General features: G+C 57.3%; 22 protein-coding genes. 10 read left to right on the forward strand and 12 right to left on the reverse strand.

Going from position 1 to position 24,773, the window contains the following annotated elements:
• Positions 1 to 197: 197 nt before the first annotated feature.
• Positions 198 to 758 (reverse strand): recombinase family protein, encoded by a 561-nt coding sequence (locus tag ACVWZ4_RS21285; protein ID WP_456742246.1) that lies wholly within the window; start codon positions 756 to 758, stop codon positions 198 to 200.
• Between the two features lie 477 nt (positions 759 to 1,235).
• On the opposite strand from ACVWZ4_RS21285, the gene ACVWZ4_RS21290 reads away from it, so the two are divergent.
• Positions 1,236 to 2,264: an ABC transporter substrate-binding protein gene (locus ACVWZ4_RS21290; RefSeq protein ID WP_456736469.1), complete on the forward strand. Its 1,029-nt coding sequence runs from the start codon at positions 1,236 to 1,238 to the stop codon at positions 2,262 to 2,264.
• A gap of 307 nt (positions 2,265 to 2,571) precedes the next feature.
• Here the strand turns inward: ACVWZ4_RS21290 and ACVWZ4_RS21295 are convergent, their stop codons facing one another.
• The 3 genes from ACVWZ4_RS21295 to ACVWZ4_RS21305 all read right to left on the reverse strand — a co-directional run bounded on the left by ACVWZ4_RS21295 (position 2,572) and on the right by ACVWZ4_RS21305 (position 4,356).
• Positions 2,572 to 2,913 carry a lipocalin-like domain-containing protein gene (locus ACVWZ4_RS21295; RefSeq protein ID WP_456790323.1) on the reverse strand — a complete coding sequence of 114 codons (342 nt, stop codon included), beginning with the start codon at positions 2,911 to 2,913 and terminating at the stop codon, positions 2,572 to 2,574.
• Between the two features lie 354 nt (positions 2,914 to 3,267).
• A complete protein-coding gene (locus ACVWZ4_RS21300) occupies positions 3,268 to 3,747 on the reverse strand; it encodes a lipocalin-like domain-containing protein (RefSeq protein WP_456736467.1) in 480 nt (159 codons plus the stop codon).
• A 291-nt stretch (positions 3,748 to 4,038) separates the two neighbouring features.
• Positions 4,039 to 4,356 carry a hypothetical protein gene (locus tag ACVWZ4_RS21305; RefSeq protein WP_456736466.1) on the reverse strand — a complete coding sequence of 106 codons (318 nt, stop codon included), beginning with the start codon at positions 4,354 to 4,356 and terminating at the stop codon, positions 4,039 to 4,041.
• 431 nt (positions 4,357 to 4,787) lie between these two features.
• Here ACVWZ4_RS21305 and ACVWZ4_RS21310 point away from each other — a divergent pair, with 431 nt between their 5' ends.
• The 3 genes from ACVWZ4_RS21310 to ACVWZ4_RS21320 all read left to right on the forward strand — a co-directional run bounded on the left by ACVWZ4_RS21310 (position 4,788) and on the right by ACVWZ4_RS21320 (position 9,331).
• Positions 4,788 to 5,633, forward strand: a complete 846-nt coding sequence (locus ACVWZ4_RS21310; protein WP_456736465.1) for a metal-dependent phosphohydrolase — start codon at positions 4,788 to 4,790, stop codon at positions 5,631 to 5,633.
• A 597-nt stretch (positions 5,634 to 6,230) separates the two neighbouring features.
• Positions 6,231 to 7,781, forward strand: a complete 1,551-nt coding sequence (locus ACVWZ4_RS21315) for a sensor histidine kinase (RefSeq protein ID WP_456736464.1) — start codon at positions 6,231 to 6,233, stop codon at positions 7,779 to 7,781.
• A 1,001-nt stretch (positions 7,782 to 8,782) separates the two neighbouring features.
• Positions 8,783 to 9,331: a MarR family winged helix-turn-helix transcriptional regulator gene (locus ACVWZ4_RS21320; RefSeq protein ID WP_456736463.1), complete on the forward strand. Its 549-nt coding sequence runs from the start codon at positions 8,783 to 8,785 to the stop codon at positions 9,329 to 9,331.
• 509 nt (positions 9,332 to 9,840) lie between these two features.
• On the opposite strand, the gene ACVWZ4_RS21325 is transcribed toward ACVWZ4_RS21320, so the two are convergent.
• Complete coding sequence (locus ACVWZ4_RS21325; RefSeq protein ID WP_456736462.1) at positions 9,841 to 10,353, reverse strand: hypothetical protein; 513 nt, start codon at positions 10,351 to 10,353, stop codon at positions 9,841 to 9,843.
• A 450-nt stretch (positions 10,354 to 10,803) separates the two neighbouring features.
• On the opposite strand from ACVWZ4_RS21325, the gene ACVWZ4_RS21330 reads away from it, so the two are divergent.
• A complete protein-coding gene (locus ACVWZ4_RS21330) occupies positions 10,804 to 11,568 on the forward strand; it encodes an outer membrane protein (protein ID WP_456736461.1) in 765 nt (254 codons plus the stop codon).
• A gap of 71 nt (positions 11,569 to 11,639) precedes the next feature.
• Here the strand turns inward: ACVWZ4_RS21330 and ACVWZ4_RS21335 are convergent, their stop codons facing one another.
• From ACVWZ4_RS21335 to kaiC, 6 genes are all read right to left on the reverse strand, one after another.
• Positions 11,640 to 12,320: a helix-turn-helix domain-containing protein gene (locus ACVWZ4_RS21335; protein WP_456790509.1), complete on the reverse strand. Its 681-nt coding sequence runs from the start codon at positions 12,318 to 12,320 to the stop codon at positions 11,640 to 11,642.
• A 576-nt stretch (positions 12,321 to 12,896) separates the two neighbouring features.
• Positions 12,897 to 13,256: a hypothetical protein gene (locus ACVWZ4_RS21340; RefSeq protein WP_456736460.1), complete on the reverse strand. Its 360-nt coding sequence runs from the start codon at positions 13,254 to 13,256 to the stop codon at positions 12,897 to 12,899.
• Between the two features lie 292 nt (positions 13,257 to 13,548).
• Positions 13,549 to 16,116: a PAS domain-containing protein gene (locus ACVWZ4_RS21345; RefSeq protein ID WP_456748950.1), complete on the reverse strand. Its 2,568-nt coding sequence runs from the start codon at positions 16,114 to 16,116 to the stop codon at positions 13,549 to 13,551.
• A 312-nt stretch (positions 16,117 to 16,428) separates the two neighbouring features.
• A complete protein-coding gene (locus ACVWZ4_RS21350; protein WP_456736459.1) occupies positions 16,429 to 17,916 on the reverse strand; it encodes a sensor histidine kinase in 1,488 nt (495 codons plus the stop codon).
• A complete protein-coding gene (locus ACVWZ4_RS21355) occupies positions 17,916 to 18,203 on the reverse strand; it encodes a circadian clock KaiB family protein (protein WP_453982610.1) in 288 nt (95 codons plus the stop codon). The genes ACVWZ4_RS21350 and ACVWZ4_RS21355 overlap by 1 nt, the downstream gene beginning before the upstream one ends.
• A gap of 3 nt (positions 18,204 to 18,206) precedes the next feature.
• The gene (gene kaiC, locus ACVWZ4_RS21360; protein WP_456736458.1) at positions 18,207 to 19,904 is read right to left on the reverse strand and encodes a circadian clock protein KaiC; all 1,698 of its coding nucleotides are present in this window, start codon (positions 19,902 to 19,904) and stop codon (positions 18,207 to 18,209) included.
• A gap of 369 nt (positions 19,905 to 20,273) precedes the next feature.
• On the opposite strand from kaiC, the gene ACVWZ4_RS21365 reads away from it, so the two are divergent.
• The 3 genes from ACVWZ4_RS21365 (at position 20,274) to ACVWZ4_RS21375 (ending at position 21,544) form a co-directional block, all read left to right on the forward strand.
• Positions 20,274 to 20,438 (forward strand): hypothetical protein, encoded by a 165-nt coding sequence (locus ACVWZ4_RS21365; protein WP_456736457.1) that lies wholly within the window; start codon positions 20,274 to 20,276, stop codon positions 20,436 to 20,438.
• 654 nt (positions 20,439 to 21,092) lie between these two features.
• The gene (locus ACVWZ4_RS21370) at positions 21,093 to 21,281 is read left to right on the forward strand and encodes a hypothetical protein (protein WP_456736456.1); all 189 of its coding nucleotides are present in this window, start codon (positions 21,093 to 21,095) and stop codon (positions 21,279 to 21,281) included.
• A 59-nt stretch (positions 21,282 to 21,340) separates the two neighbouring features.
• Complete coding sequence (locus ACVWZ4_RS21375; RefSeq protein ID WP_456736455.1) at positions 21,341 to 21,544, forward strand: hypothetical protein; 204 nt, start codon at positions 21,341 to 21,343, stop codon at positions 21,542 to 21,544.
• A gap of 463 nt (positions 21,545 to 22,007) precedes the next feature.
• Here ACVWZ4_RS21375 and ACVWZ4_RS21380 read toward each other — a convergent pair whose 3' ends face one another.
• Positions 22,008 to 22,184 (reverse strand): hypothetical protein, encoded by a 177-nt coding sequence (locus tag ACVWZ4_RS21380; protein ID WP_456736454.1) that lies wholly within the window; start codon positions 22,182 to 22,184, stop codon positions 22,008 to 22,010.
• Positions 22,185 to 23,051: 867 nt separating this feature from the next.
• Between ACVWZ4_RS21380 and ACVWZ4_RS21385 the strand changes: the two genes are divergently transcribed.
• Together ACVWZ4_RS21385 and ACVWZ4_RS21390 are read left to right on the forward strand one after the other, a co-directional pair.
• Positions 23,052 to 23,255 (forward strand): CsbD family protein, encoded by a 204-nt coding sequence (locus tag ACVWZ4_RS21385; protein WP_035701108.1) that lies wholly within the window; start codon positions 23,052 to 23,054, stop codon positions 23,253 to 23,255.
• Between the two features lie 272 nt (positions 23,256 to 23,527).
• A complete protein-coding gene (locus tag ACVWZ4_RS21390) occupies positions 23,528 to 23,773 on the forward strand; it encodes a hypothetical protein (RefSeq protein WP_456736453.1) in 246 nt (81 codons plus the stop codon).
• The last annotated feature ends 1,000 nt before the right edge of the window (positions 23,774 to 24,773 follow it).

The raw sequence follows: 24,773 nt of genomic DNA on the forward strand, positions 1-24,773 counted from the left end.
TTGGTTCGGCGTGCTGCAGCAACGCAGGCCGACAGGACATAACCCCGAAGACTCTGCGGAGGCGCCAGAGAGAGCCTTGTGCGACGACGCCGGATGTTCAGGCGTGACTCTCACGACTCATCACGGGGCAGCGCTGCGGCTTCGAGAGGCTGTCCGCTCCTTGCTCGGCAAGCCGTTCTCGACGGGGTAGCCAAAAGCTACTGAAGCGCTCGCCAAATAGTTGCTTCGCCGCAAGCGTATTCTTTGGCAAGTTCCGACAGAGTCTCGCCGCCGGCATAGCGTTCGGCGACGCGCCTGCGCTGGCTGGGATCGAGTGCCGCTGGCCGGCCGAACTTTGTGCCCTTGCGTCGGGCTCGCTGGATGCCTTCCTCACACCGCTTGCGGATTAGGCTGCGCTCAAATTCAGCGATGCCGCCCATGATGGTCATGACCAGCCGCCCCACATCCGTCGTGGTGTCGCACCAACTCTCACCGAGGGAGACGAAGCCGCAGCCCAATTCCTGAAGTTCATGCAGGATATTCTGCAGATCGCGACTGGACCGGGCCAGGCGATCCAATTTCGAGACGACCAGCACGTCTCCTTGGGCGATGGTCTTCATCAGTCTGGTGAATTCGGGCCGGCCGTTTACCGACTTACCTGAGACCTTTTCACTGAAAACGCGTTCGCATCCGGCGGCCTTCAATGCCTCGATCTGTGCAGCGTGGTCCTGCGTACTCGAGCTCACTCGCGCATATCCAATTTTCATTTCTGCCCTCATTTTGAAAGACACACTTTTGGAATCTAAAATGCGCGATAATGCAAGAGCCATTTCGATCTTTCAGAAAGTAGAGTTTTTGAAAGATGTAAAGCAGTCGTTTGTGCCCTCTAAGGGCGACAGCAGCCAGTCGCGAAGCGCGGATGGTGATTGATTGCGGTCCTTGCCCGAGCGCGCCGTAACCGGGGCTATCGGTGCTGGCGCCTGCCAGCGGTCAGAGACCGGCAAATCTCACAACCGCCCCCTGCCAACCCCCAAACGTCGAATCCCAAGCGTTCGCAAAGCGCCGCGACAAAATTTCTCGCGCGCGAACTCTCGAATCTTACATTCGGCAAGGTCCGATAAAGTTACTGGCGACGATCACAAACATAGCCAAGGGGCATAGTGGTGTCCTCTTTGCAATCTTCACCGTCCTATATCGATTTCAATCCCTCGTTCTGCCTGCGCTGATCTGGTAACTTCCCCTGTCGGGAGGTAAGCATGCGGCGGAGGGAGTTCATTGCGGGAACGGCGGCCACGGCAGCGATCAGCCTTGCCGACTCATGCACTGAGACCAACGCTGGGTCAGCGGTCTCGAAACGCATCGCAATTGTTCACCCCAGCGAAACCCCCGAGGGGCTGACGCTCAGCGGACGTCGTGCATACAAGGCGTACTTTCGTGAGTTGAATAGGCTCGGCTATTTCGAAGGCCAAAATCTCAAGGTGGAGCGGTATTCGGCGCTGGGCCGGCTCGAACACTACGAAAGCGTGGCGCGCGCAGCCGTCGAAAGCCAACCCGACCTGATCGTCTGCATCGGCAGCCCGCTTGCCTTGCGACTTAGGCCACTGACATCTACCATTCCAATTGTTGCCACCACCGCTGATCCGGTTGCAGCCGGACTAGTGAGCAGTTTGGCTAGACCCGGTGCAAATGTCACAGGTGTAACCGTTGACGCGGGTATCGAGGTGTGGGGCAAGCGCTTGCAGCTGCTCGGCGAAGTCGCTAGGCCACCCATAACAAGCGCGCGGTTTCTTTTCACGAGCCCGGCCAACTCCGCCAATTTGTGGCAGGCAATCGCTCCCCACGTCCGCGAAGCCGCACAGGCAGCGGGCACATCGGTCGCGGCCGCCTTCTTGGGCAAGAGCGTCGACCAGGTCGCATACGAGCAGGTGTTCGATGCAATGGAAAGGGGTGGTGTCGACGGCCTCGTAATTTTTGACGCAGCTGAACATCTCACTAACCGTCAGTTGATCGCCAATCTTGCAATCCAGCATCGGCTGCCGACAATTTACCCCTTTCGAGACTTTGTCGAGGTCGGCGGACTGCTCTCTTACGGCATCGATACTGTGGACATGATGCAACGCCTCGCGGACATGACGGCTGACGTACTAAACGGTAAGAAACCGGAGGAAATTCCCCTTTACCAGCAAACCAAGTTTGAGCTGGTGCTCAATCGAGCTGCCGCGAGATCGCTCGGGATCGATTTCCCGACTACCGTGCTGGCCGTGGCCGACGAGTTGATCGAATAAGAGCCACTATCGCAAGGCGCCTACTTGCCGTTCCCATCCCGTTCGCTTTTAGAAAAATCTTCTCGCGACCGACGCTCGTTTTTGCGGGGTGGACCGCGAACAATTTGTGGCGGTGGGGAAAAATTGTCTACGGTTGGCTTTCTAGCCTTGGCCTAGCTAGAGCGGCAAGCCGGAGCGTTAGCGCGACTGCACGCCCATCTTGTCACCCGACACGTAGAATTCGGGTCGAGCAAATCGGTCCGCTGTGTCTCGATGAGCAGACCTCCGTCGGCCGTGCCGCAACTTCGCAATTGGGCTAACAAGAGACTCATGCAATGCAACCGGGCGCGGCCCGGCTCGCGAAGGAAGGTTTTTCAAACTTCGATTTCGTTTTTTCGAACACAAGGAGGCTCCTCTGCATCCCCTTGTCTGCCCAATTGGGCATGATTCGCCACGTCGAGGTGACCTGAAGGCGATCACCGTCTAATTTGAAGAAGCGTGTTTGCTCGGTGCCCACCCATTCAGGATTCCAGGCAACATCGACCTTGGTAATCCATTTGTCGCCTTCGAGACGATAGATGCCGGTGTAGGCGGCCATGCTGTTCAGCAAATCGGCGCGATCTTCGACCGTTTGTGGCGGCTTGCGCCCCTCTCCGGTCAGGACAAACATGACCCGGCCCTCGGCCGTGAAAATCGCGTATCCGTCGGAGAATGTCCGAAGACGGGTTCTTTCTGCCCGGTGGCTTGAATTTCAATCTCTTGAGAAACCAGTTTCCAGATGCCGATCACCTTTTCACGGTCGTCGGCGAGGCTCGGATACGCTGGAATAAGCCACCCAGCGAAGGCAACAAGGCACTTCAACCTGGACATAGGAAGTCCCCTCCAATGCTCTGCCCTTCTTGACACTCAGTAGCCTGATACTAGCGCTGAAATTGAGAAGCTGGAATGTCCATCAGTTTGTCCGCCGACATATCCGCGGCCGTGGATGCGATAGCGATGGGCCAGCGGACGCGGCCTTCGATGGTCACTTTGGTCGCTTCCAGGTCACGTCGACATTCTCGCCGCTCGGAGGGCGAATGGTCAGTGTGAGTTGATCCCCGGTGATCGTAACGAAGCGCTTCTGATCTGAGCCGTTCCAATTGGGAAAGGAGCTACCTTCAACATGTATTGCGATGCTACGGTCCGCCTCGTTCGCCGTATACGTCCCGAAGTAAGTCTGGGTCCCATTGGCCGTTGCTTCGTTTTCTTCTGCAGTACCCTGCCACAGCGAATTGCTTTTGTATTTGGCGCGGTCCGAGCGCATGACCGTGATGATGTACCGCCCGCCGACGTCGAAAATGGCTATCCCCGCTGGGTTCTCACCGAACTGCCGTAAGGTGGTGCCGTCGTTTTTCTTCTGCTCCCAGGAAACCACGATCCATGTTCCAACGAGGCCTTCCTTCATCGATGGCTGCTGACCGGTGGCGCTATTTGCATGCAAAGACAGCCCGAAAGCCGCGGCCATGCACGTTCCAAGAACTTTACGGCGCTTTCTCATTTTTCCTCCGGCCTGTTGAGCCGCCAGATTACAGGAAATACTAGGCTCATGAGTGACTGATTTCCGCTGAGGTCAAAGGCTGCCCTCAGCAGCCGGCATGCCCTTGGTCGGGTCATCTCCCGGAAGCAGACAACGCCGCGCTCTGATTGTGAGTCACGGACGAAGTACGGATGCCTGCACACGTTGGGTTCTGAAGCGCAGTCCTGTAGCGTCTTCATACTAAGCCATCGGGCACCGCAAAGCGTAAGCCCGCACCTCTCAGATTTCGCAGCCGGCTAAATTCAGCGCCTTGCGCAAGCCGCCAAACGCCGCGAGCCTACAGGACACGGTCTCGCTGGCGAGCTTTGAACGCTCGGCAATAGCAGTTTGCTTGATAACGGTTACCTTCTTTGGTTTGGGACGCGCGGCGCCCGCGGCCGTCGTCGAATTGTGACGTTGGCGGGCGATCGGCTTTGAAGGCTCGAGCGAAGCGATACGGGCATCGTTTGGGAGAGCAACAGGCGCTTCGGCCAAAGCAACCTGTGTCGGTGTCACGCTGCTCACCGGGGCGACGTCGAGGCGATCGCCTTTCGCCATTGTGTCAGGCGAGGCAGATGAGCCAGCGTCTGGTGCGGCAGGCGACTGGACGTTCGCGACCGTGCCGCGCGGGGGAGCTCGCAGCTCCATGGCTGACAGGACTCCTACACCTAATACGATGAGGAGACCCAGGAAGCTCGGTCTCAGCATGATGCGCCTCTAACCAAGGTTAGTGCTGCTGAAAAGTCTCCGCTCCAATGAGGCAATCTGTCGGCAGGGGACGTACCGCGCGCGGATCATTTGCCGATAGGGTTAACGCCGGTGTAGGATGTTACTGCTCTTCACACCTACGACTGTCAGCAGCTCCACGTCGCCGGCGCGGTCGAGAAGTGGTACTATTGCTGTGAAGGGTCTTAGTATCCCGTATTGTTTGAACTCATCCTGCACGACCGCGGAGTTGTCACGCTGCGCAAGCTTAATGGAAGATTCAAATGATCACAGTTCCGGAACTAGTATCGCAAGCTTTGGGCTCATTTCTGACCGCGGAAACTAAGGATCGGTTTGGAGCTTCACATGCCAGTTTAACCGAGTTGCTTCCGTTTGCGGCCAAGCTCACTTTGGAATGCATTGGTAACAGCGACGCCCTGTACCACAATATTGAGCACACATTGCTCGTTACGCTTGCGGGACATGACATTTTAACCGGACGCGCCCTGCTGAGACCAACGACAGCAAACGATTATGCCAATTTCATTTTGGCATGCCTTGCACATGACATCGGATACGTTCGCGGCGTTGTTCAAGGAGATGAAGACGACTGTTACATTGCAGATGTAACTGGTGGCACAATTCGTCTGCCTCGAGGATCATCTGATGCCGCCCTTGCTCCCTATCATGTGGACCGCTCGAAATTGTTCGTCCTCGAACGCCTGGACTCCGTCGAAGACCTTGATGCGAACCGAATTGCCCAAGCAATTGAATATACCCGCTTTCCTTATACGATATCATCGAATGACAGTCTGATCGAAGAGGAGGGGTTGTTACTGCGGGCTGCGGATCTTATCGGCCAGCTCGGCGATCCCAATTACCTAAGGAAGTCGAACGCCCTGTTTTACGAATTTGAAGAGATTGGGCTCAACAAGGCACTGGGCTACGCTACGCCGGCAGATATTGTTTACAAGTATCCCCAGTTCTATTGGCAGAACGTAGCCCCCCAAATTCATACGGCGATACGATATCTCAATGTCACAGCTCGCGGTCGTCAATGGATAGCAAGTCTCTATGGAAACGTGTTCCGGGCCGAGCGTGAGATGAACCTATCAGGACCGCAGCCGTAAACCGGGCATTGGCAGAACTACACGCCGATCTTCTCACCGACGAGTTGGCTTCGAGCCAAAAGCACAAGAACTCGGATTAAGCAAATCGGGTCCGCTCAGGCACGATGAGCGGACCTGCGTCAGGCGTGGCCCAACTTCGCAGACGGACTACAAGCGAACTATTCCTTCGAGGGTAGCAAGAGGGCGCTCCGGCCGGGGAGGCGAGCCATCAGTTCGCTCTGTAAGGACATGCTCAAGGGTATCCGTCCGCCGAAATGCTGGATAAGCTTGCGGCGGAGGGCTGAGAAGATGCGTGACGAGACGACAAGATTCCTAAGCGGCGGAGGACGGATGGGCGAGCTCGTCCGCCTTTTCGACTGGAGGACAAATCCACTCGGGCCTCCGGAGTCGTGGCCGCAATCCCTTCGTTCGGCACTGTCCATTTGCCTATATTCGAGCTTTCCAACGGCGATATACTGGGGGCCGGACCTTAGGCTCCTTTATAATGACGCGTGGTCCGTAATCCCGGGCGAGCGCCATCCCTGGGCTCTCGGCCGCCCGGCAAAGGAGGTTTGGTCCGACATCTGGCAAGTCGTCGGCCCGCAGTTCGAGCATGTGATGGCCACGGGTGAAGGCTTTTCCACCTATGACGAAATGCTGCCAATGATGCGTGGCGGCAGCCAGCAGGAGACCTACTGGAACTACAGCATTAGCCCGATCCGCGGCGAAGATGGCGAGGTTGCGGGCATCTTCAATCAAGGGAACGAAACAACTCAAATCGTCCTGGCGCGGCGTAGTGCCCAGCAGGAGATTGCGCGTCTCTCTCTTATGTTCGAACAGGCGCCAGGCGCGACGGCCATTCTGCGCGGGCCCCGTCATGTCTTTGAAATCGCGAACCCCGCTTACCTGCAGTTGGTGGGCCGTAACGACATCCTCGGCAAATCGGTCGATCAGGCCCTGCCCGAGGTGGCGTCGCAAGGTTTCACCGAACTACTCGACACCGTCTACCAGAGCGGAGTGCCTTACGCCGGGCGCGCCATCCCGGTCGTCCTGGATCGAAGTGGAACTCGCGAGCAACGGCATCTCGACTTCGTCTATCAGCCAATAAGCGACGGCGCAGGCGATCGGTACGGCATCTTCGTGCAAGCGACCGATGTGACGGACACGATCCGGGCGGTGGCTGCTCTTCGCGAGAGCGAGGAACGTTACCAGGCCATCGTGAACTCTATTGACCAGATGATCTGGTCGACGCTGCCCGACGGTTATCACGATTATTACAACGACCGCTGGTACGAATACACAGGCGTGCCCAAAGGTTCGACCGATGGTGAGGCCTGGAACGGAATGTTTCACCCCGACGACCAGGAGCGAGCCTGGAAAGTTTGGCGCCACAGCTTGGCTACGGGCGCCCCCTATCACATCGAGTATCGGCTGCGGCACCGATCGGGCGAATATCGCTGGGTGCTCGGACGTGCACAATGCATCCGCAACGAGGCGGGCGAGATCATCCGCTGGTACGGCACTTGCACCGATTTGCATGAATTAAAAATGGCCGAGGAGGCTCGCCAACTGCTGATGCAAGAACTGAATCATCGGGTGAAGAACCTCTTCTCGCTCTTCAGCGCCATGGTGTCCATGACGGGCCGATCGACCAACACGGCGGCTGAAATGAGCGCCGCCCTTAACCAGCGTTTGCAGGCGCTATCTCGGGCACATGACCTCGTCCGGGTCGGCGCGGCGGACTCGATGCCGGCGCATTCGGTGTTGCTCATCCATCTTGCTGAACAAATATTGGCACCGCATTTGAGTGGCGCGCAGCATGGCAAAGTGAGCTTGACCGGACCGGAAATCCTTCTCGGCGAAAAATCAGCCACTTCAATGGCGCTCATCCTGCATGAGCTTGCGACGAACGCTATCAAGTATGGCGCACTGGGTCGTGCAGACGGGAAGGTGATGATCGGCTGGAAATCTGCTGGAGATGTTCTGGTTCTGACTTGGAGCGAGCACAGTTTCTCTGCTGCGATCGGCAAGCCGACCTCGACCGGTTTCGGCAGCAGGCTCATTAAGTCTGCAGTCGAAGGGCAGCTCAGCGGAAAGGTCGATATCGTTTGGAAGCCTTCTGGCGCACAAGTCCGCCTGGAGCTAAGCCGGGCACGGCTGCGCGACTGATCTGGTCGGCTCGCTTCGTTCAACGCAGAAGTGGGTCACTGGTACGTGCTTCAGCGCGAAATACGATGTACTCCAGTCGCGTCCTTAGAGCCGACTTTGTCTGATGTCTCAAGGAGTCAACTGCGACGTCAGCCTTTTTTGGCGCTGATCCGGTCTACGTCGGATAGCAGACCCTGCGGAGGTTCGCGCGAAGGCAAAGATTTTAGGCAAGCAAATCTGGCCTGGTCTGGCGTAATGAGCGGACCTATCTCAGACACGTCACAACTTCGCAGATGCGCTAAAGGCGAGCATGAGCCGAGAGATATCAGTTAAAGCCTTCGATGTATTCTCGCACTGCCCTTGTGTCGCCAGCCGCGGCGGCACAGATGCCCAGTGCATGGATTTCATGAGGCAATGAGGGACTCGGGCTGTTGAGGATATCCATCATCATCCGAGAAACGGCCTCGCGTATGCGGCCGTCGCTTAGGAGTGCGAGAGCGTTTTCCTTGCTACGTTCAAGATATTCTTCTCGCGTTAGCATTGAGGTCCAAACCCGGGGATGAGGTGAAAAGCCTGTTCCTCGCGGCCTTGGCAGTCAATACCTTGAGAGTGCCAAAGAGCGGAGCCCATGACGGATTCTCCGCAAGGTTGCGGTGAGTAACAGGGGCGGTTTAACCCGGTTTAAGTTACGTCCGGTCGTTCACGCCCGACATATTCTCGCCAAGCGCTGCGGCAGCGACGGGCCACAAGGGGACTTGCCGCAGTAGCTTGCAGAAAAAGGCTTGTTCCTGGCGACTTGAGTCCGAACGGTGTTTTTCGACAAGAGCCGCTTGACCCCAAATGACAAATCATTGGCGTGCAATCACAAGATGATACACGGGACGGTCTCCTAAATCTCACCAGCAAGCCCTTTAGCGCCCTAGCTGCGACCTTCAAAAAGCAGCAGCGTATTCTGTCTTGATCCGGTTCAACCTAATCCCTGTCCTCAAACTGACCATGCCTCTCATCCTTGAACGGTTGACTTGTTGCTGCAAGCGGCCAAGGCCTGCCAAGCTCCGAACGATCTGCGCGGATTGCGATATCGGGAATGGAAGGCGCTGCGCTTTCTCGCCCGTGCAAACAGATTCTCTAAAAGCCCGACGGCAGTAGCCGACTATATCGGCACGACCCGAGCCACGGCGACGCAGGTAATCAAGGCTCTAGAAGATAAATCATATATTGTTCGCGAGGCCGCAGCACACGACAAGCGCTCCGTGATGCTCTGCGTTACGCCGCAGGGCGAGAAGATGCTTGCTCACCACGATCCGATCTGCGGCATGGTGAACGCGATAGAAAAGCTAGTTGCGGAACATCGTTCGCAGTTAAGGAATACGTTGAATGAGATACTGAGGCGGATCGACGCAACGGGCTCCAAAATTAGCGTTGGTTGTTGCATCGATTGTCTCTTTCTTCGCAGAGGTGCAGTAGCGCGCCACGGCAAAGCCCGCCCCGACTTCATATGCCGACTTCACGGTGCCCGGCTCGCCGCAAATGAGACCGAGTTGCTATGCACCAGCTTCGAACGCGCATGATGGGGGGGCAGCTAATGGCGACAACGCACAGTTCGTTGCTGTATGGAAGTCAACCTGGGCTGAATGAAAGGGGTTCGCCAACTCAGCGGCTCAAAGGGCGGCTGGTCCTTCATCGCGTTGAAGCGAGGGGCGCCTGGAGTAGATGCGCTGCAGCCGCGCCAACGCAGCGCGAGCATGAAGACATGCCTCCTCGTCGCCGGTTTGTTCGATCTCTTCGATTGCCCAAGTCAAATACTGGATGGCGGCGTCAGCACTAGGTTTGTAGGCGGTCCCCATTGTTTATTCCATAAATGATTGCTCAAACAACTTCGCACGGCCCCAGTTGTATACGCCAGCCTACACGCGCTGAGGAATAAAGCAATCAGGCCCGTCACCAGCGTCGTTAGCACAATTGCGGAGCGCTTCCAGCATGACCCAAAGCTCTGGAAATCTAGCTGCGATGCGCCACCGGAGGCGACGGGTCAATCGCGACGGTTTGGTCCGATTTAAGTTAGGTCCGGCACACCCGGTCAATCACGATAACGGCAGAACTCATCTCCGTTTTCGTATTCGACGCAGGTTTTCACGCGAGGACGGGGGCGGGCTTCATAGTAGTAGCGCCCTTCGTTCCGCTCCGCATACCCACGACCGCGATCCATGTCGTTGTCGTCCAGACGCCAGTTGCGTCCCACGGTTCGATGATCCTCGTCTTGATCCATCATGCGGCCCATCTGGCGTTGACGCATCCGGTCGCTGTCCATCCGATCCTCGCCGCGCTGCCGTGTAGTCCAGTCGCGATTGATCCTTGTGTCCTCGGCGCTCTTGCGATCTCGCTCACGGGACTGGTCTGACTGCTGCGGTGTCCGTTCAGGCTGAACCGGGTTGTTCTGCGCTTGGGCTTGATCGGATCGTTGTGGGTCCCGCTCTCCTTGGACTTCGCTTTGCGATTGGTTCGCGTCTCTTTCGTTTTGCTGAGCAGATGCAGTGGTGGGATAAAGGCTCGCAACCACGAGCAGGGGGAGGATAAAATCTGAACGACGCATGGCCATACCTCGCAGGGTTTGCTGTTTAACAGCGCACCTGAGCGTTCGTTCTTAGCCGCGAAAGAATTCCGCTCGCCGGTCGGATGGTCAACGCTGCTGACCAAGCAACAGAGGTAAACTCATCGGACGAAGTCCGCGTTGTGCAAATGCTCAGCCTCGCCGACCAATGTCTCAGCGTTGCGGATCGCACTATCCACCCTCACCGAGTGCCGTCCTTCAAACGTAGCGCTCAGCATCTGACGGGCGCATTGCTCTTTTCTATCGGAAGCCGGTTCCAAAGCGTATGCACGTTGTCGGGCATAACTCCTTAATCGAAATTAGGAATCTCGGCCGAACAAATGCGCGCAGTGTTGCCTCCGCACTACATCAACCTGCAGGCGCAAACCGTAACGTGGATTCGGCAGGTGGGTATTCGTGTCGTATTCGAACTTCGTGGGGAGATCGCTTGTAATGAAGAAGCTTATGATAATCGCGGCCGGAGTGATGGCCGTATCTGCGCCCGCGTCGGCCGCTGACTTGGCTGCACGGCCCTATACCAAGGCACCGCCGCCGGTGGTTGCCTCGGTCTATGACTGGACCGGTTTCTACATCGGAGCCAACGGCGGATGGGGCCAAAGCCGTGGATGCGTTGATTTCGTGACACCGGCGGGAACCGTCGCTGCAGGCTGTGCGACGCGCTCGGGGGGCCTCGTGGGCGGACAAATCGGCTACCGCTGGCAAACGAGCCAGTACGTGTTCGGCTTAGAGGCACAAGGCGATTGGGCAGACATCAAAAACACGCGCGTGACCTTGGTTGATCCGCTGATTTCGACCACAGGCAAGACTGATGGCATCGGCCTGTTCACGGCTCAACTCGGCTGGGCATGGAATGCATCCTTGCTCTACGTGAAGGGCGGCGCTGCTGTGACCCACAATCGACTTGACGTCTTCAACAATCTCACCGGCGTCGGTCTGGACTCGGCAAGTCACACGCGCTGGGGCGGTGCACTTGGCGTTGGCTGGGAATACGGCTTCACGCCAAACTGGTCGGTCGGTGTTGAATATGACCACCTCTGGATGGGGCATGACACTCGCACCTTTGCAGGCGCAGGTCTCGTCACCCCCGGTGGTGTGACTCTCTTGAGCGACCGGGTAAGCCAGGACGTCGATATGGTCACGTTGCGGTTGAACTATCGCTTCGGTGGCTATGGAGCTCCGATCGCCGCTCGCTACTAGTCGGTATAATCTACAAAATGAAAGCCCCGGTTCGCCGGGGCTTTTTTGTACCTATCGTGTGCGGCAGAACGTCAATTCGGCGTATCGAAGGCCATCAGGCGGTCGTGGTCGAGCACCACGAGATCGCGCTGCGTATTGCTGAGGAAGCCTATCACGCCGTCCGCATGGAGTTGGGACATCGCGCGGGATACGGTTTCTAAAGTCAGTCCCAAATAGTCGGCGATGTCCCGGCGAGACATCGGCAGCGACATCACCCCTGCCGCTGTCGAGCGAGCATTCATGTCGCGCAGAAACGCAGCAACGCGCTCCATCGCGGTTTTGCGACCGAGCAGGAGCAGATGGTCTTCGACGTGCTGCAAGTTGGATGAGGTCATCGTTCGCAGGTTGCGCGCAACAACTGCGTCTGACTCCGCGAGATTTTCAAGGGTGGTTCGCAGGATCAGGCGGACAGTAGTTTCCACCACCGCCTCAGCGGTAAACCGATGAAGTGCTGCGTTCTCCAGCCCGAAAATGTCTCCGACCAAATGAAATGCGCCGATTTGCCGACGCCCATCCGAGAGTAGCTTGTGAGTTCGTACTGCCCCGCGTTTGACTTGGTAGACATATTCGGTTGGCTCTTTCTCGCCAAAAATCTCAGTACCCTTTTTGTACGTGAACTCATTCAAGCTGATGGGTTGCTGGGTGCAGCTGGCGATGCCGAAGTTGCTGAGCAAAGTAGCGCGATGTGCTGCATCTTTTGTTCGGACCAATATGGGAGACTCCCACCAGTAGCGAGTGCGCCTTAACGCAGGTTAGTCTTCCGTCATGTTCAAGGTCAACAGGTGGTTGTGTTCCCGAGAGGGACCAGCTCAGAATCTAATCCATTTTGCGGCGCAGCTTCCGAAGCATCTCTCGCAACTCAGCGGCGTAATCATCTATGACTTTGCGCGCTTCCTCCAAGCTCGATGGCCTTTGCCCATCCCGCGCCTCCCTGTGGTTGGTGTCATCTTCCTGCATCGGGAACTCTCCCGGTCTGTTTGTCCACTAATGTACACATTCAACAGGAGACGCCCGTCTTGGCCGGCAGTTCCTGTAAGGAAGCTTGCGCTGTCGGGCGGTTGAAGAGAACTTGCAGAAATCAACCGGTCAAGGCCGTATGCGACATAAGGTTCGCCTATAGAGGGAGTGCGAGGAGCCTCTCCGTCAGCCTTCTGTGCATCGTCAGACGCCAGCGCGCCGCGAACGCTCTCATACATCATCGTGAGGCTGTCATTGGTGAACGCGCGATAGTCCATTCAAATCCTGAAAATCGTTCGCCTAGCTAGATGGGTAAGCGTCAAGGTAAGCCCTTAGATGTTGGCATGGAATTGTTTGACTACAAGCGTTCGGATCGAAACGAACGCTTTCCAAATTGTGGCGAACCAAGGAATCATGAGCAGCTTCGGCTTCACCATGACGAAAAGCCGCTCCACGACCAGAATGCTGACCGCGTAGCACCCCACGACCATCGCGGTGCCAGTGATCCAATGACCTTCTCCTGCCACCGCCACCGCAACGAGCTTCAAGGGCTCGACGATCGCGACCGGCACCGCGAGCAAAAACAATGAAGGGTAGGGGCCAAGCCTTTCGATCGACCGTTTTACGCTCATTGGATGCTCCTTCCGACGGAGAATTGCCGCCGCCCGCCGTTGTTCCTCGAGGCGGAACATCTATCGTCTCACGTCGTTATGCTCGCAGCACCAAAGGGAGAATAAGAGATGCAGTCGGCGGCCGACCACGATGGCGAGGGGACCTCTGTGGCCTTGAGCTTGGAAGAGGAGGTGGCTGCCTGGCGCAACAGGCGGGGCCCACGACAAGGGGCCACGACCGGCAGGATCCAAGTCGTTCGCATATCGAAACGTGCGGTCATGTCGCGTGAGCCGTTCCAAAGCTTTCCACCAAGGCCAAGGCCGTAGTCGAGCAGCGAAGGTACTTCTCGAAAAGGTGTTTGCGTCTTTGGCGCTATGCGCTGGCGCCGTTGATCGCACTTGGTTTCAGAGTTGCAAGGCAGGTCATCAGTTCGTCTTTTCGAAATGGCTTCGTCAGCCTAGGCAGGTCCGAGGCTATGCCTTCCACCTCTGAATAACCTGAAATAATCAAGACCGGAATATCAGGAGAGATCGCGCGAATCGTGCGCGCCAACTCAGCGCCGCTCATGCCGGACATGAGATGATCTGTCACTATCAAGTCGATCGGAGTTTTATCCTGCACCACTTCGAGTGCCTGTTCGGCCGACGTCACCTCTATGACGCGATAGCCAAGGTCGACTAGCATATCCGCCGTGCTTAAGCGAACGAACTCCTCATCATCTACTAACAATGCCGTACCGCGGCCTCGCACTGAGTGGACATCGCGTGAGATATTGGGTACGTCCGGGGTAGGCTCGGTTTGAGGCAGCCAAAGCTCGATGTTGGTACCGAGACCCAGCTTGCTGTTGACTATCAATGCACCGCCGAGCTGGGAAGCTAGACCGTGGACCATGCTGAGGCCCAAGCCAGTGCCCTTCCCTAGGCCCTTGGTAGAGAAGAACGGTTCGACCGCTCGAGCGAGCGTTGCCTCGTCCATGCCGATCCCAGTATCAGCCACGGAAATTCGAACGTACTGTCCCGGCAATATCCTCCGGTCCGCCTCCAATTGGGTTTCAACTGACGCGCTTATCCGGAGCGTGCCTCCATTCGGCATAGCGTCGCGAGCATTCACTGCTAGATTTAGAAGAGCCATTTCTAGCTGGTTGTGGTCCGCCTTGGCTGGCGGCAGGTCATCTTCTACGTCGACTACAACTTTGATCTGCGGACCCGTCGTGCTCGACATAAGCTCAGCCATGTTTTCAACCAGCTTGGACACGTCGACCGCAACCGGTTGAAGCGGCTGACGCCGAGCAAAGGCGAGTAGCCGCTGGACAAGGACCTTCGCTCGCTCCGCCGATTGCGCAGCACCGGCTATCAGGCGCTTTTCACGATCACCACCGACCTCGCGGCGCTGCAGCATATCGAGCGCACCGACAATCGGCGTAAGCAGATTATTAAAATCATGAGCAACGCCTCCAGTGAGCTGCCCCATCGCCTCCATCTTCTGACTTTGACGCAGTGCTTCTCGCGCAACTTCGAGTTCAGCTTCGCGAGATTTGGTGGCACTGAGATCGCGACCAACCGCAATGAAGTTTTCACCGTCTGGCTCCGGCGCGACAGTCCACTCGATATGTTTCCAGCCGCCCTGCACAGTCGCGATGCGATTTTCGAACCGACTCGGCTGACGTGTCTTGGCCATCCGAGCAATCGCTCTCAGCGTAGATTGCCGGTCATCTGGATGCATGAAAGTCGAGTAGCCACGTGCAAGGAGCTCCGCTTCGCTCCATCCCAGTATTTGCGTCCAAGCAGGGCTCACCGCAGACATCATGCCGGCGTAGTCGGCGCGCGCGAGCATGTCCTGAGAGAGATTCCAGAGGCGGTCGCGCTCCGCCGAACGGGCCGCAACCTGAGCTGCCAGTGTTTCGCTCAACTGCCGTAAGCGGCCCTCGCTCAGTCTTAGCTCATGCTCTGCTGCGCGTCTGGCTATCGCAGCGTGCGTGCGCTCTGCAAAGTCGCGAACGAGAGTAACTTCCTCGACGCTCCAAACGCGCGGTACCGGCGAATGGACAAACATTTGACCAACGGTTCGCCCATTCTCCGTAATGGGTAAATCCAGATGTGCTCTAATTCCAAGCGCTCGAAACGCACCTGCATTCACGGCAGTGCGCGGATCTTTCTCGACATCAACGTTCGTAACCACGCGGCCTTGCCGTAGGTCGTCGATATACGACCCGTAATCTGAAAAATGATGAAGTCCGGCAAGATTATCGTATCCAGGGGCGAACCAATTCCTTTCAACAAAAGTAGTTCCGGCCTCGTGATCAATCGCACCATACCCCACTCGCGAAGCCCCTAAGACCTTGCCCAGCAGTTCAGACGCAGTGAACGAGATGTCTGCGGTGTCCGCGACGTTGCGAAGACGCTCATCGAGTTGCAAAAGCGCATCCCGCCGCCGCGCTGCCAAGACCTGGCTCGTCGTCTCGGCGACGGCGCAGAACATCCCTGCGACGTGACCTCTCTCATCGCGCACCGGCGAGTAAGAAAAGGTAAACCAAGTGTCCTCGTTGTGACCGTGCCTGTTCATTGTCAGGGGCAGGTTCTCACGGTATGTCGCCTCACCGGCCATGGCGGCGTCGATCAACGGCGAAATGTCAGGCCAGATTTCTGACCAGATGTCGAAGAAGCGCGCGCCAAGTGCGCGCGGGTGCTTGGCACCGAGTATTTCCGCGTACGCGTCGTTATAGAGAAATCCTAGCTGTTCGCCCCAAGCTACGAACATTGGAAATTTGGAATTGAGCAAAAGGCCAACGACTGACCGCAAGGACTGCGGCCAATCTTCGGGTTGACCAAGTGGTGAATTCGACCAGTCGTGAGAGCGCATAAGCGCCCCGACGGTGCCGCCGCCGTTCAGGAAGTTGAATTGTCCGGTCCAGTCGGCTCTTCCGGACATCCAATCGGCCATATGCCCTCACAGTCGCAAAAGTTGACCCGTTGCGGAAAACGATGACGGGAAGAATGCATCCAAATAATACGCAACGCGAGAGGTCTTTGATTGCAGCATTGCAGCAATTACTCAAAATTAGCCAACGGAGGTACGCGATTGAGATCGTTCGGCCGTAATCCTGCTCTGGCGATCCCGGAGAAGGTTGACCCACATTTTAAGTCAGTCACGTCGCTTTGCTCGTGCGCTACTTTCCCGCTACGGGCAACTCGTAACCGGGCACAAGCGGGAGCGATAATCAAATTCCTAGACAGAGAGCTATTGCTATTTTCGCTAATGCGAATGGAAATGGCCGTACTTCGGGATTACGATCTGGCAGACGACCCCGCTGGGCCGGTACTCGAGCTTTGTCCCTCCGCTCGGTCCACTGCCCAGGCTTCGGGAGATGAGCGTCTGGCCGAAGCCGGATGAGGTCGGCGGCGTCACCAAGGGGCCCTCGCGCTCCTCCCATTCGATCTGCAGAGCACCGTCATCGAGCAGGCCGATCCGCCGCACAGACAGCTTGCCGGATCGGGTCGAGAGCGCGCCGTATTTCACCGCGTTAGTCGTCAATTCGTGGAACACCAGCCCGAGGGAGACCGCTGTCTTGGAATCGATGGAAATGTCCAATCCTTCCATCGTGATGCGTCCGCCGGAAAGCGTCGCATACGGCGCGAGCTCGACCCGGAGCACATCCTTGATCTGCAGGTTTTCCCAGGAGGCATTGGACAGCAGCGTGTGGGTGGCGGCCAGCGCCTGGATGCGGCCCGAGAATGATTTCTGAAAGTCCTCAATAGTGCGTTCGTGAGATGCGGTACGCGCGGAAATCGCCAGCACCATGGCGAGCGTATTTTTGACACGGTGGTCGAGCTCGCCCATCAGAAGAGCCTGGCGGCGCTCGGCGGCTTTGCGTTGCGATAGGTTGATCAACGTCACCACGCAACCTTGCGTCCGATCGCCGGTTACGACGAGTGGCGCCGCGCTTATCATAACGTCAGTGACGTCGCGGGTCGACGTCTTCACGGCGGCTTCGAGCCCCTGCACGGGCGTACCGCTCGCAGCCATTGCCACGATGTCGGCGCCCGACATCAACTCGGATGCATCGGCAAAACTCAGCTCGATGGCCTCCCCAAACGGCCTTCCGATTGGAGCCTCCTCGCATATCCGTTCGGCGGCCGCATTAATGTGAGTCACCCGGCCAGCGCGGTCGCAGACGATGACGGCCTCGTTGGCGGAGGCGAGAACCGACCGCGCCAACCGCTCCGACTCCTTGGCGGCAGCGATTTGTTCACGCTCACTGATATCCGTAAAGGTAATCGCGACGCCGCTCACGATGCCAAAATCGATCGGGGCTCCGGTGAGAAGGAAGCTGCGATCGCTGTCGCCGACGCGAACGTGGATTTCAGACGATTGCCGCTCGCTCAACGCTTGCGTTAGAAGGCGGCGGAACGTGGTCTGATTGACGGCGTCGAGCATGCCAAGCAGTGCTTGTCCCGACAGCGCGCCGGCCGGACGGTCCAGCAACACGCACAGGGAATGATTGGCATAGAGCAATTGTCCCTCGGCATCGAACGCAGCCGCGCCGATGTCCATCGCCTCCATGAATGTGCGGTAGGATTGCCCATCGCCTTCAAGAGTGAAGACCTGTTCGGTAGGCCCACCCTTGATGACGACGGCGTCGATTTCGCCCTCGCGTATGGCCCGGAGCGTCTCCTCGGCCTCGTAAAGCCGAGCCTCGAGTTCGTCCCGGGTCAACGCAGATACGAGCGATACCACCGTCATTATTCCTCAACCGACAGATGAACTAGAACCTTTTGGGTGTCGGAAAGGTCCCCGATAATCTTGCGGATGGGGACCGGGAGCTCTTTGACCAGGGTCGGGATCGCGACAATTCCGTGTTCGCGGGCGAGCTGCGGCTGCTTCTTGAGATCAACGACCTCAACCTTGTACTTGCCGGCAAGGTGTTCCGAGCAGATCTTTTCGAGGTTACGGATCGCGGCGAGCGATTTAGGTGTCTCGCCCGCGACATAGAGGACAAGCTTAACGGGATCTTTGCTTGATGCGACCATGACTTAGTCCTGTTTCGTCTTGCCGGCAGGGAGGTCCAATCCCCGTCCGCGCGCCATTTCGGCGGCGTCTTGCCGGCTCTGTCTGAGATAAACATCTTCAGCCTTGACGATCCGTTTGAGCTCGGCCTCGTCGGCATCAATATCGGCCCTGAGCGCCTCGATCTGGGCGAGCGCGCGTCGTCGTCGCTGGCTGATCTGGTCCTGGACCCGCGCGACCTCGGCCAGCCGACCGACTTCGGCACGTCGCGCGCGAGCCTCCTCGTTGCGCCGGGCCGACCCGGTCAAGGCGCCACCTTCACCGAGATAGGGTTCAAGCAGGTGGATACCGTCGTTTGACATGACGAACTCGCGTACCTGATTAGAATGCGAGATGCCTCGCGCCTTCAGCAAGTAAAGTTCGCGATTGAACTCGCCGTTTGCCTCGCGATTGAGAAGCAGGATCCAGCCGTCCATTAGAGACGACAGCCCGGCATCGGTCTCGGCCTGCTGGACGTTTGCCAGGTGGGTGAACACGGCCGTGATACCGTAGGACTTGAGAAAATCGACGATGCGCAGCAGCATCGCCTGTACCTCGCTGATGTCCGCGGAGCCGGTAAAGGCGGAGATTGGATCAAGCACGACAAGCTGTGGTTTGAACTTGCCGACCTCGCGCAGCATGATCGCAAGGTGCATCTCCAGCGAGTAGAATGTCGGGCGCGTCGCGATATAGCGCATCAGCCCGTTCTTCAGCCATTTGTCGAGGTTGGTGCCGATCGACCTCATGTTGCGGACGGTCTGCGCCTCGGACTCCTCGAAGGAGAGATAGAGCGCGCGCTCGCCGCGCTGGCAGGCAGCGTCAGCCATCATGCAGGCGAGGGAGCTTTTGCCGGAGCCGGCAACGCCGGTGAGCAGGATGCTACTGCCGCGGTAAAAGCCGCCGCCGGTCAGCATGGCGTCGAGGTCGGGCACGCCGGTTGAAATACGCTCGTCGAATACCTGGTGGCCGAGACCGAGCGAGGAGACCGGCAGGACCGAGAAACCATCCTCGTCGATCAGGAACGGATATTCGTTTGTACCGTGTGCCGTTCCGCGATATTTGACGATCCGCAAGCGTCGCGTCGAGATCTGGTTTTCGACGCGATGATCGAGCAGGATCACGCAGTCGGATACGTACTCCTCGAGACCTTGCCTTGTCAGGCTGCCGTCGCCGCGTTCGCCGGTGATGACGGCCGTAAGACCTTTCTGCTTGAGCCAGTCGAACAGGCGGCGGATTTCGGCGCGCAGGATGGCCGGGTTTGAGAAGGCCGAGAACAGGCTCTCGATCGTATCAAGCACGATGCGCTTGGCGCCGATCTGGTCCACAGCGAACTCGAGGCGCAGAAAGAGGGCTTCGAGATCGTAATCGCCGATCTCGGCGACTTCTGATGGGTCGATTGCGATGTGCTCGATAACGATCTTGGATTGGTCAATTAGGCTCTGCAGGTCAAAACCGAGCGAATCGACGTTCGCGACGATATCGACCGGACGCTCCTCGAAGGTCACAAAGACGCCCGGCTCGTCGTGTTGCCGCGCGCCATTGAAGAGAAATGTCGAGGCAAAAAGCGTCTTGCCGCAGCCGGCCGAACCGCAGACCAACGTCGGCCGTCCAGTAGGAAGTCCGCCTAGGGTCAACTCGTCAAAGCCGTCAATTCCTGTGAGTGATTTAGATATTCCCTCAGTCATGCCCCGGTTCCGTAACTTATCCAAGCCAGTTCTAATTCGTGGGAACTGAGCTGCCCAGCCCTAAAAGTGCGAATATTCCACCGGTCGAGGCGGAACCAATTTCAAGATACGAGATGCCCTGATAAACCTCCAAATTGCCGCAGCTATGGAGTTGCGAGGATAATTCCGTGGACGGACCGGCTGGCCCAGTAGTGCTTAAGCCATCTCCCCGAGCGGAATTTGTCCGAGGCCGAGGCCTTGCGAGATCAACACAATGCTTGCAAGGCTCGCCGAGGGCGGGAGCTAGTGCCTTGCTTTTAGTTCGAGCTTTTTCAGCCTTGTGTTCACTTTTGAACGGCAACCAAAGGACTATGAACGCGTCTGGACTGAATGGACGAAGATGATCTGCGCATGCTGCGAGAACGCATAAGGCATTATCGGAAGGTTGCGGACCAAAGCACCGATCCGATGACGCAGATATTGTTGGCGGACATGATCGCCATGTTCGAAGAAATCGAACAGTTGGAGCGGTTGAGGCCTCTGCAACGACACTAGTACAGAAGCCGGACTACGAGCCACGCTCCAATCGCTCCGTTCTCTTTTATCACAGCTGTTCGTGTGTTGTTCGAGTGGTGTTCTCCAAAACACAACCTGACGGCGTGAGCGCGGTTGTATGGGGTCTGGAGTGTATCCACCGACGATACGCCTCGATGAACTTGATTGCATAGGCAAGGTCGATACCGGTTAGGGTCGCACCACGTCCAAGCAAAATGCGAAAGGCGATGGACACGGCACTTACTCTAAAGAGCAAAATGAGTAAGCAACTCAAACAGCCCAAAAGCAACGTGGCTTGAGCTTCTTCCAAGACTAACTTTTATTGTATCGGGCGCCGAGGTATAGGCGTACTATTCCACTATCACCGCAAGGCCCGCGGCAAACATCGGTGATGAGAACGCCCATCACAGCGCTCCCGCCTTCCTCGAAATGGAAAGGAGCGCGCATGCAGAAGCGGCGCAATTTCAAAACATCTCAGTCTCTCGAAAGGCGTCTCGGCGAGGAGGCGGCTGAGCTGCGCCAACAGGCCAGTGAGCTTCCGGAAGGACTGAGGCGCGACCACGTGCTGAGGAAAGCGCGACAGTGTGAGACCGGCGCTCACATAACTGATTGGATGAATTCCCGAGGCCTTCAGCCGCCGAATTAGGAGAAAGAATGAAACTTAAACGGAACAGGTTCAAACAAACCGACTCGCTAGAGATCAGGCTTCAACAGTTCGCCACCAACATGCGTCGCAAGGCAGAGAAGACCTCTGACTGTGATGAGCGCAAGGCGTTGTTGCAGCGAGCGTCTAATGCGGACCAGGCGATTGACCTGGAGCGTCAACTCAGTCTTACTCAGTAAAGCACCGCGATAGTCCGCAGCGCGGCCGCGACGACGTCGGTTGGCTCTAGGAAGATGGAATGAAGCTCTTGGTCGAATATCTGGAGCGGGCCGGTCAGCTGGAACTGTTGGCTGCGAGCGAGCGCGATATTGATTTCAAGGAGCAACTGTCTACGCAGGCGCAGGCCTATCGGAAGCTCGCAGCTAAGCGAGCGAGAGACTATGGGCTTCCGGACCCGAGCCCGTATGAAGCCGCTCGAGCACAGAAAAACTCGTGCACTTAAGCTAAAAGATGGGCAAACGTAGGTGCTTCTGCACGATGGCGAGGCGGGCCGCCCGTAGTTCCGGTAAGGAGGGCGGCTCCAGCTACGTTGGGATCGGACTGAAGCCGCCTTTGTCCGGAGCGGAGGCGAAGCCAAACCGGATGGCATGAAGATAGACTGAGGCTGCGAGCCCAAGTGTTCAGCTCTGAACACTACGAGCAGCATCTCCCAAGAGATGGTTTGCGATTAAATTCGACAAGCTGCGCGAGAAGCAGCAGCAGTTAAATGCTTCGCTCCACGAACCAAAAGAAAGACCCCCGTCATAGCGAAGGGGGCCGAAGGCTTGTCCATGAACGCCGTGTTGGAGGCGACGCTCACATCGATAAATGGACTGAGATGATTTTCGTTCCTTGCCGCCGTGAGACGCTGCTGCAAGGCGTCCCGAAGTCATACAGCAGTCGAAAAGCCTCAGGGCAAGCCGGGATTACTCGTTGTCCCGCTTGATGACGGTCTTTTCACGGGTCCCATCAGCATCTTCCTTCTTAATGACGGTCGTGCTTTCCGTCGCGGGCCTTTCCTTCACCACCGTTGTGCGCTCACGCTCGACCACAGCCGGATCCCGGGGGTGGCCTACAGTCACGCCAGCGTCAATCTGTTGCAACCTGTCTTCGCCTGCGGGGCAGATTGGTTTCGCCGCGGTTTAGGAACAACTTCGTGGGCTAGGGGGGCCGCATACATGTTGCCAGCGGAGTGGTGCTCCGTTCAGACCGCGCTGGCGTTTCTCACGCGGCATCGCTAGGAACTAAACGGTCAAAAGCCGCGGTTGAACTGCAAAACGGCCCCGCGCGCACGCGAGAACGCACGGGACCGGACGGCCGCCAGCGGGATTGCGGTCTCGGGTCGCGGCCATCCGATAAGATACGGCTCGGAATAGGAATAGTTTCAGCCCACTGATCTACACTTGGGTAGCGCATCAACGCCAAGCGGCTTCGTCCGAGATTTGACGGCAAAATGGGTACGCGGTCTAAGTGGCGGGCTTCGATTTCGTTCGGTAAAATTACAGATGTTTGCCGCGCAAGCGCCAATAGCCGAAGAGCGCTTGCCACTCTAATCCCGCGACCATGATCGCCATCGTCGCGGTACCGACACCCGTCATGATCAATATCATTTCCAGCATCGAATCACCTCGCGCTACAGCGATGTTCCTAAGTACCAAAGTGCACAGTCGATCTGAAGGCTTATTGTTTGCTTAGGAACGACAGCGGCGCTGGTCCTGTTGGGCGGTTGGTGCGCTAGGTGTAATAGAGTTGGCGCGCTCGCGGCCCCGGCGTCCCGTTTCTCTCCTCCCGCCCGGCGCCTGTAAGAAGCCATTGCAACTTCACGCGGGGCCGTAATCCACATCTCCACCTCCACAGGCGTCGGCGCGATCACCGCCCCCGGCCTTGTTGACTCGTTCGACCACACAGCGGGCCGGGAACGAACCAAGCGCCATTTGGTTGCTAGCCAATACACACCAGGGAGGTAGCGAATGGATTGGAATCGTGTTGAGGGCAATTGGAAGGAAATGAAGGGCAAGGTCAAAGAGCAATGGGGCAAGCTCACCGACGACGATCTTGATGTCATCGCAGGCAAACAGGACCAGCTGGAAGGTCGTTTGCAGCAGCGTTACGGCTACGCCAAGGACCAGGCTAAGAAGGAAGTTGACGACTGGTACGGGCGCCAGAAGTGGTGAACAGGAAGGCCCTGCCAAAGCAGGGCCCTTCTTTCTTACGAGCTATTCGAGTCCCAAAGACCATGACCAGACGAACGGACGAAGAGATGTGAGCGAAAGCGTATCAGCTACGGAATCAGCTGGCAAAACGGAAGGACAGGCTGAAGTGTTTGGCATGAAGCCGGACAGGCATCACTTAAGCGTGCGGCTAGCACAGTGACGTAACGAAATTGCCGCCAGTCAGCTTCAGAAGGCACCCTGGCGGTGCTTCTTCGTTCAGACTGGAGACGCACGTGTCCGAGGCGATGAGGTTGATCGTAGCGGGGTACGTGAAAATGCAAGATGGGCACGCACTGGAGGCGCTGCGGGACGCGCGGCGGAAGGTACTGCGTGATCTCCAGTCGGTCACCGGGATGAACACGGCAAAGCTCATCGAAACTGTGGAAGGCGATCTGGCGGAGGTTGAAGCCGGCCTCGAACAACTGAAGTCGCCGCCAGGCGCCCTGTCGGACAACGAAAGAAGCGAGCCCTCAGCGTAGTCCGAAGAATGAAAGGATTGCGCCGATAACCACGATCAAACCGATCAAGTAAATTAGCCCGTTCATTGTCCTCTCCTCCGATATGTATTGACGTCAACATCGAGCCTGCGAGAACGGTTCCATGGTTGTGCAGGAATGGTATTTCAACTCTTGTCATTTGTGCCAAAGCAGGGCGCGTTAACGCTCAGGGGCAAGATGAGTAAAAAAGCCTCAGGGGGACCTCCTAGCCCGCGGTTCATGCCGCAGACCATCTTTAGATTGGAACGTCCGATTTCGGACGCGGATGCAAACGAGCATCGACCAGGACCTGGCGTCTAGAAGAGTCGCAATCGAGGATGCGGATGAGCCGATCAATCGTGGCTTCTGCACCTTGCTCATGCGTTAGGTAATCGGCCAGTGAGCGATTATCGCGAGGTCATAGCTCTGTTCGATACGCTGGGCTGGATTTCAGCGAGTCATCACAGGCAACTCCACCCAACGAACATTCGGGTTCAAGTCATTCGACGGGGATTCGCTCGGGCATCGGGTGCGCCAAATCCACAGCATTGCGGCTGCGGCTAATGACGCGCCGCCCGACGGTTGAAGCGGTATCCGCTTGTCACCTGCTATGAGATAAAGATCAGTCCAGCCGATCGGGTGACAACTGTCGCGATATCGCAGGGCATAATAAACCCGCCGGCTCGGGTCGGCGGGTTTCACTGATCTAAAGTCTGCGAACGTGTATTCTATTTTTCCTGAGTAATCGCCCGCGCGGTTCCTTCCGAGCTTCGCTACCCCGGTTTACTCCGGTCCTGCACTCGGGCCGTCGGTGATGTAGTACCTCAGTAATGGTACAGACCGTTGATGGAATGGAACTGCAACTCGCTCTGGTCGCAAAGGTGGAGCAATGCCGCCGGCTGGCATGCCGCATCGGTGATCCTAAGGTCGCTCAACGTCTCTTTGAGCTGGCCGAGGAGTACATACAGCGCATCAAATACTCTCGGGAAGTGCGGGGACGCCC

The sequence above is a fragment of the Bradyrhizobium sp. USDA 4472 genome (assembly GCF_054058595.1).

What these genes read in the sequence shown, in the direction of transcription:
- ACVWZ4_RS21285 (WP_456742246.1), bottom strand. Translation starts at nt 758, where the DNA reads ATGAGGGCAGAAATGAAAATTGGATATGCGCGAGTGAGCTCGAGTACG.
- ACVWZ4_RS21340 (WP_456736460.1), bottom strand. Translation starts at nt 13,256, where the DNA reads ATGTTCCGCCTCGAGGAACAACGGCGGGCGGCGGCAATTCTCCGTCGG.
- ACVWZ4_RS21300 (WP_456736467.1), bottom strand. Translation starts at nt 3,747, where the DNA reads ATGGCCGCGGCTTTCGGGCTGTCTTTGCATGCAAATAGCGCCACCGGT.
- ACVWZ4_RS21330 (WP_456736461.1), top strand. Translation starts at nt 10,804, where the DNA reads ATGAAGAAGCTTATGATAATCGCGGCCGGAGTGATGGCCGTATCTGCG.
- ACVWZ4_RS21370 (WP_456736456.1), top strand. Translation starts at nt 21,093, where the DNA reads ATGAAACTTAAACGGAACAGGTTCAAACAAACCGACTCGCTAGAGATC.
- ACVWZ4_RS21345 (WP_456748950.1), bottom strand. Translation starts at nt 16,116, where the DNA reads ATGGCCGATTGGATGTCCGGAAGAGCCGACTGGACCGGACAATTCAAC.
- ACVWZ4_RS21305 (WP_456736466.1), bottom strand. Translation starts at nt 4,356, where the DNA reads ATGGCGAAAGGCGATCGCCTCGACGTCGCCCCGGTGAGCAGCGTGACA.
- ACVWZ4_RS21375 (WP_456736455.1), top strand. Translation starts at nt 21,341, where the DNA reads ATGAAGCTCTTGGTCGAATATCTGGAGCGGGCCGGTCAGCTGGAACTG.
- ACVWZ4_RS21315 (WP_456736464.1), top strand. Translation starts at nt 6,231, where the DNA reads ATGGCCACGGGTGAAGGCTTTTCCACCTATGACGAAATGCTGCCAATG.
- ACVWZ4_RS21365 (WP_456736457.1), top strand. Translation starts at nt 20,274, where the DNA reads ATGGACGAAGATGATCTGCGCATGCTGCGAGAACGCATAAGGCATTAT.
- ACVWZ4_RS21295 (WP_456790323.1), bottom strand. Translation starts at nt 2,913, where the DNA reads ATGTTTGTCCTGACCGGAGAGGGGCGCAAGCCGCCACAAACGGTCGAA.
- kaiC (WP_456736458.1), bottom strand. Translation starts at nt 19,904, where the DNA reads ATGACTGAGGGAATATCTAAATCACTCACAGGAATTGACGGCTTTGAC.
- ACVWZ4_RS21385 (WP_035701108.1), top strand. Translation starts at nt 23,052, where the DNA reads ATGGATTGGAATCGTGTTGAGGGCAATTGGAAGGAAATGAAGGGCAAG.
- ACVWZ4_RS21310 (WP_456736465.1), top strand. Translation starts at nt 4,788, where the DNA reads ATGATCACAGTTCCGGAACTAGTATCGCAAGCTTTGGGCTCATTTCTG.
- ACVWZ4_RS21325 (WP_456736462.1), bottom strand. Translation starts at nt 10,353, where the DNA reads ATGCGTCGTTCAGATTTTATCCTCCCCCTGCTCGTGGTTGCGAGCCTT.
- ACVWZ4_RS21290 (WP_456736469.1), top strand. Translation starts at nt 1,236, where the DNA reads ATGCGGCGGAGGGAGTTCATTGCGGGAACGGCGGCCACGGCAGCGATC.
- ACVWZ4_RS21350 (WP_456736459.1), bottom strand. Translation starts at nt 17,916, where the DNA reads ATGACGGTGGTATCGCTCGTATCTGCGTTGACCCGGGACGAACTCGAG.
- ACVWZ4_RS21355 (WP_453982610.1), bottom strand. Translation starts at nt 18,203, where the DNA reads ATGGTCGCATCAAGCAAAGATCCCGTTAAGCTTGTCCTCTATGTCGCG.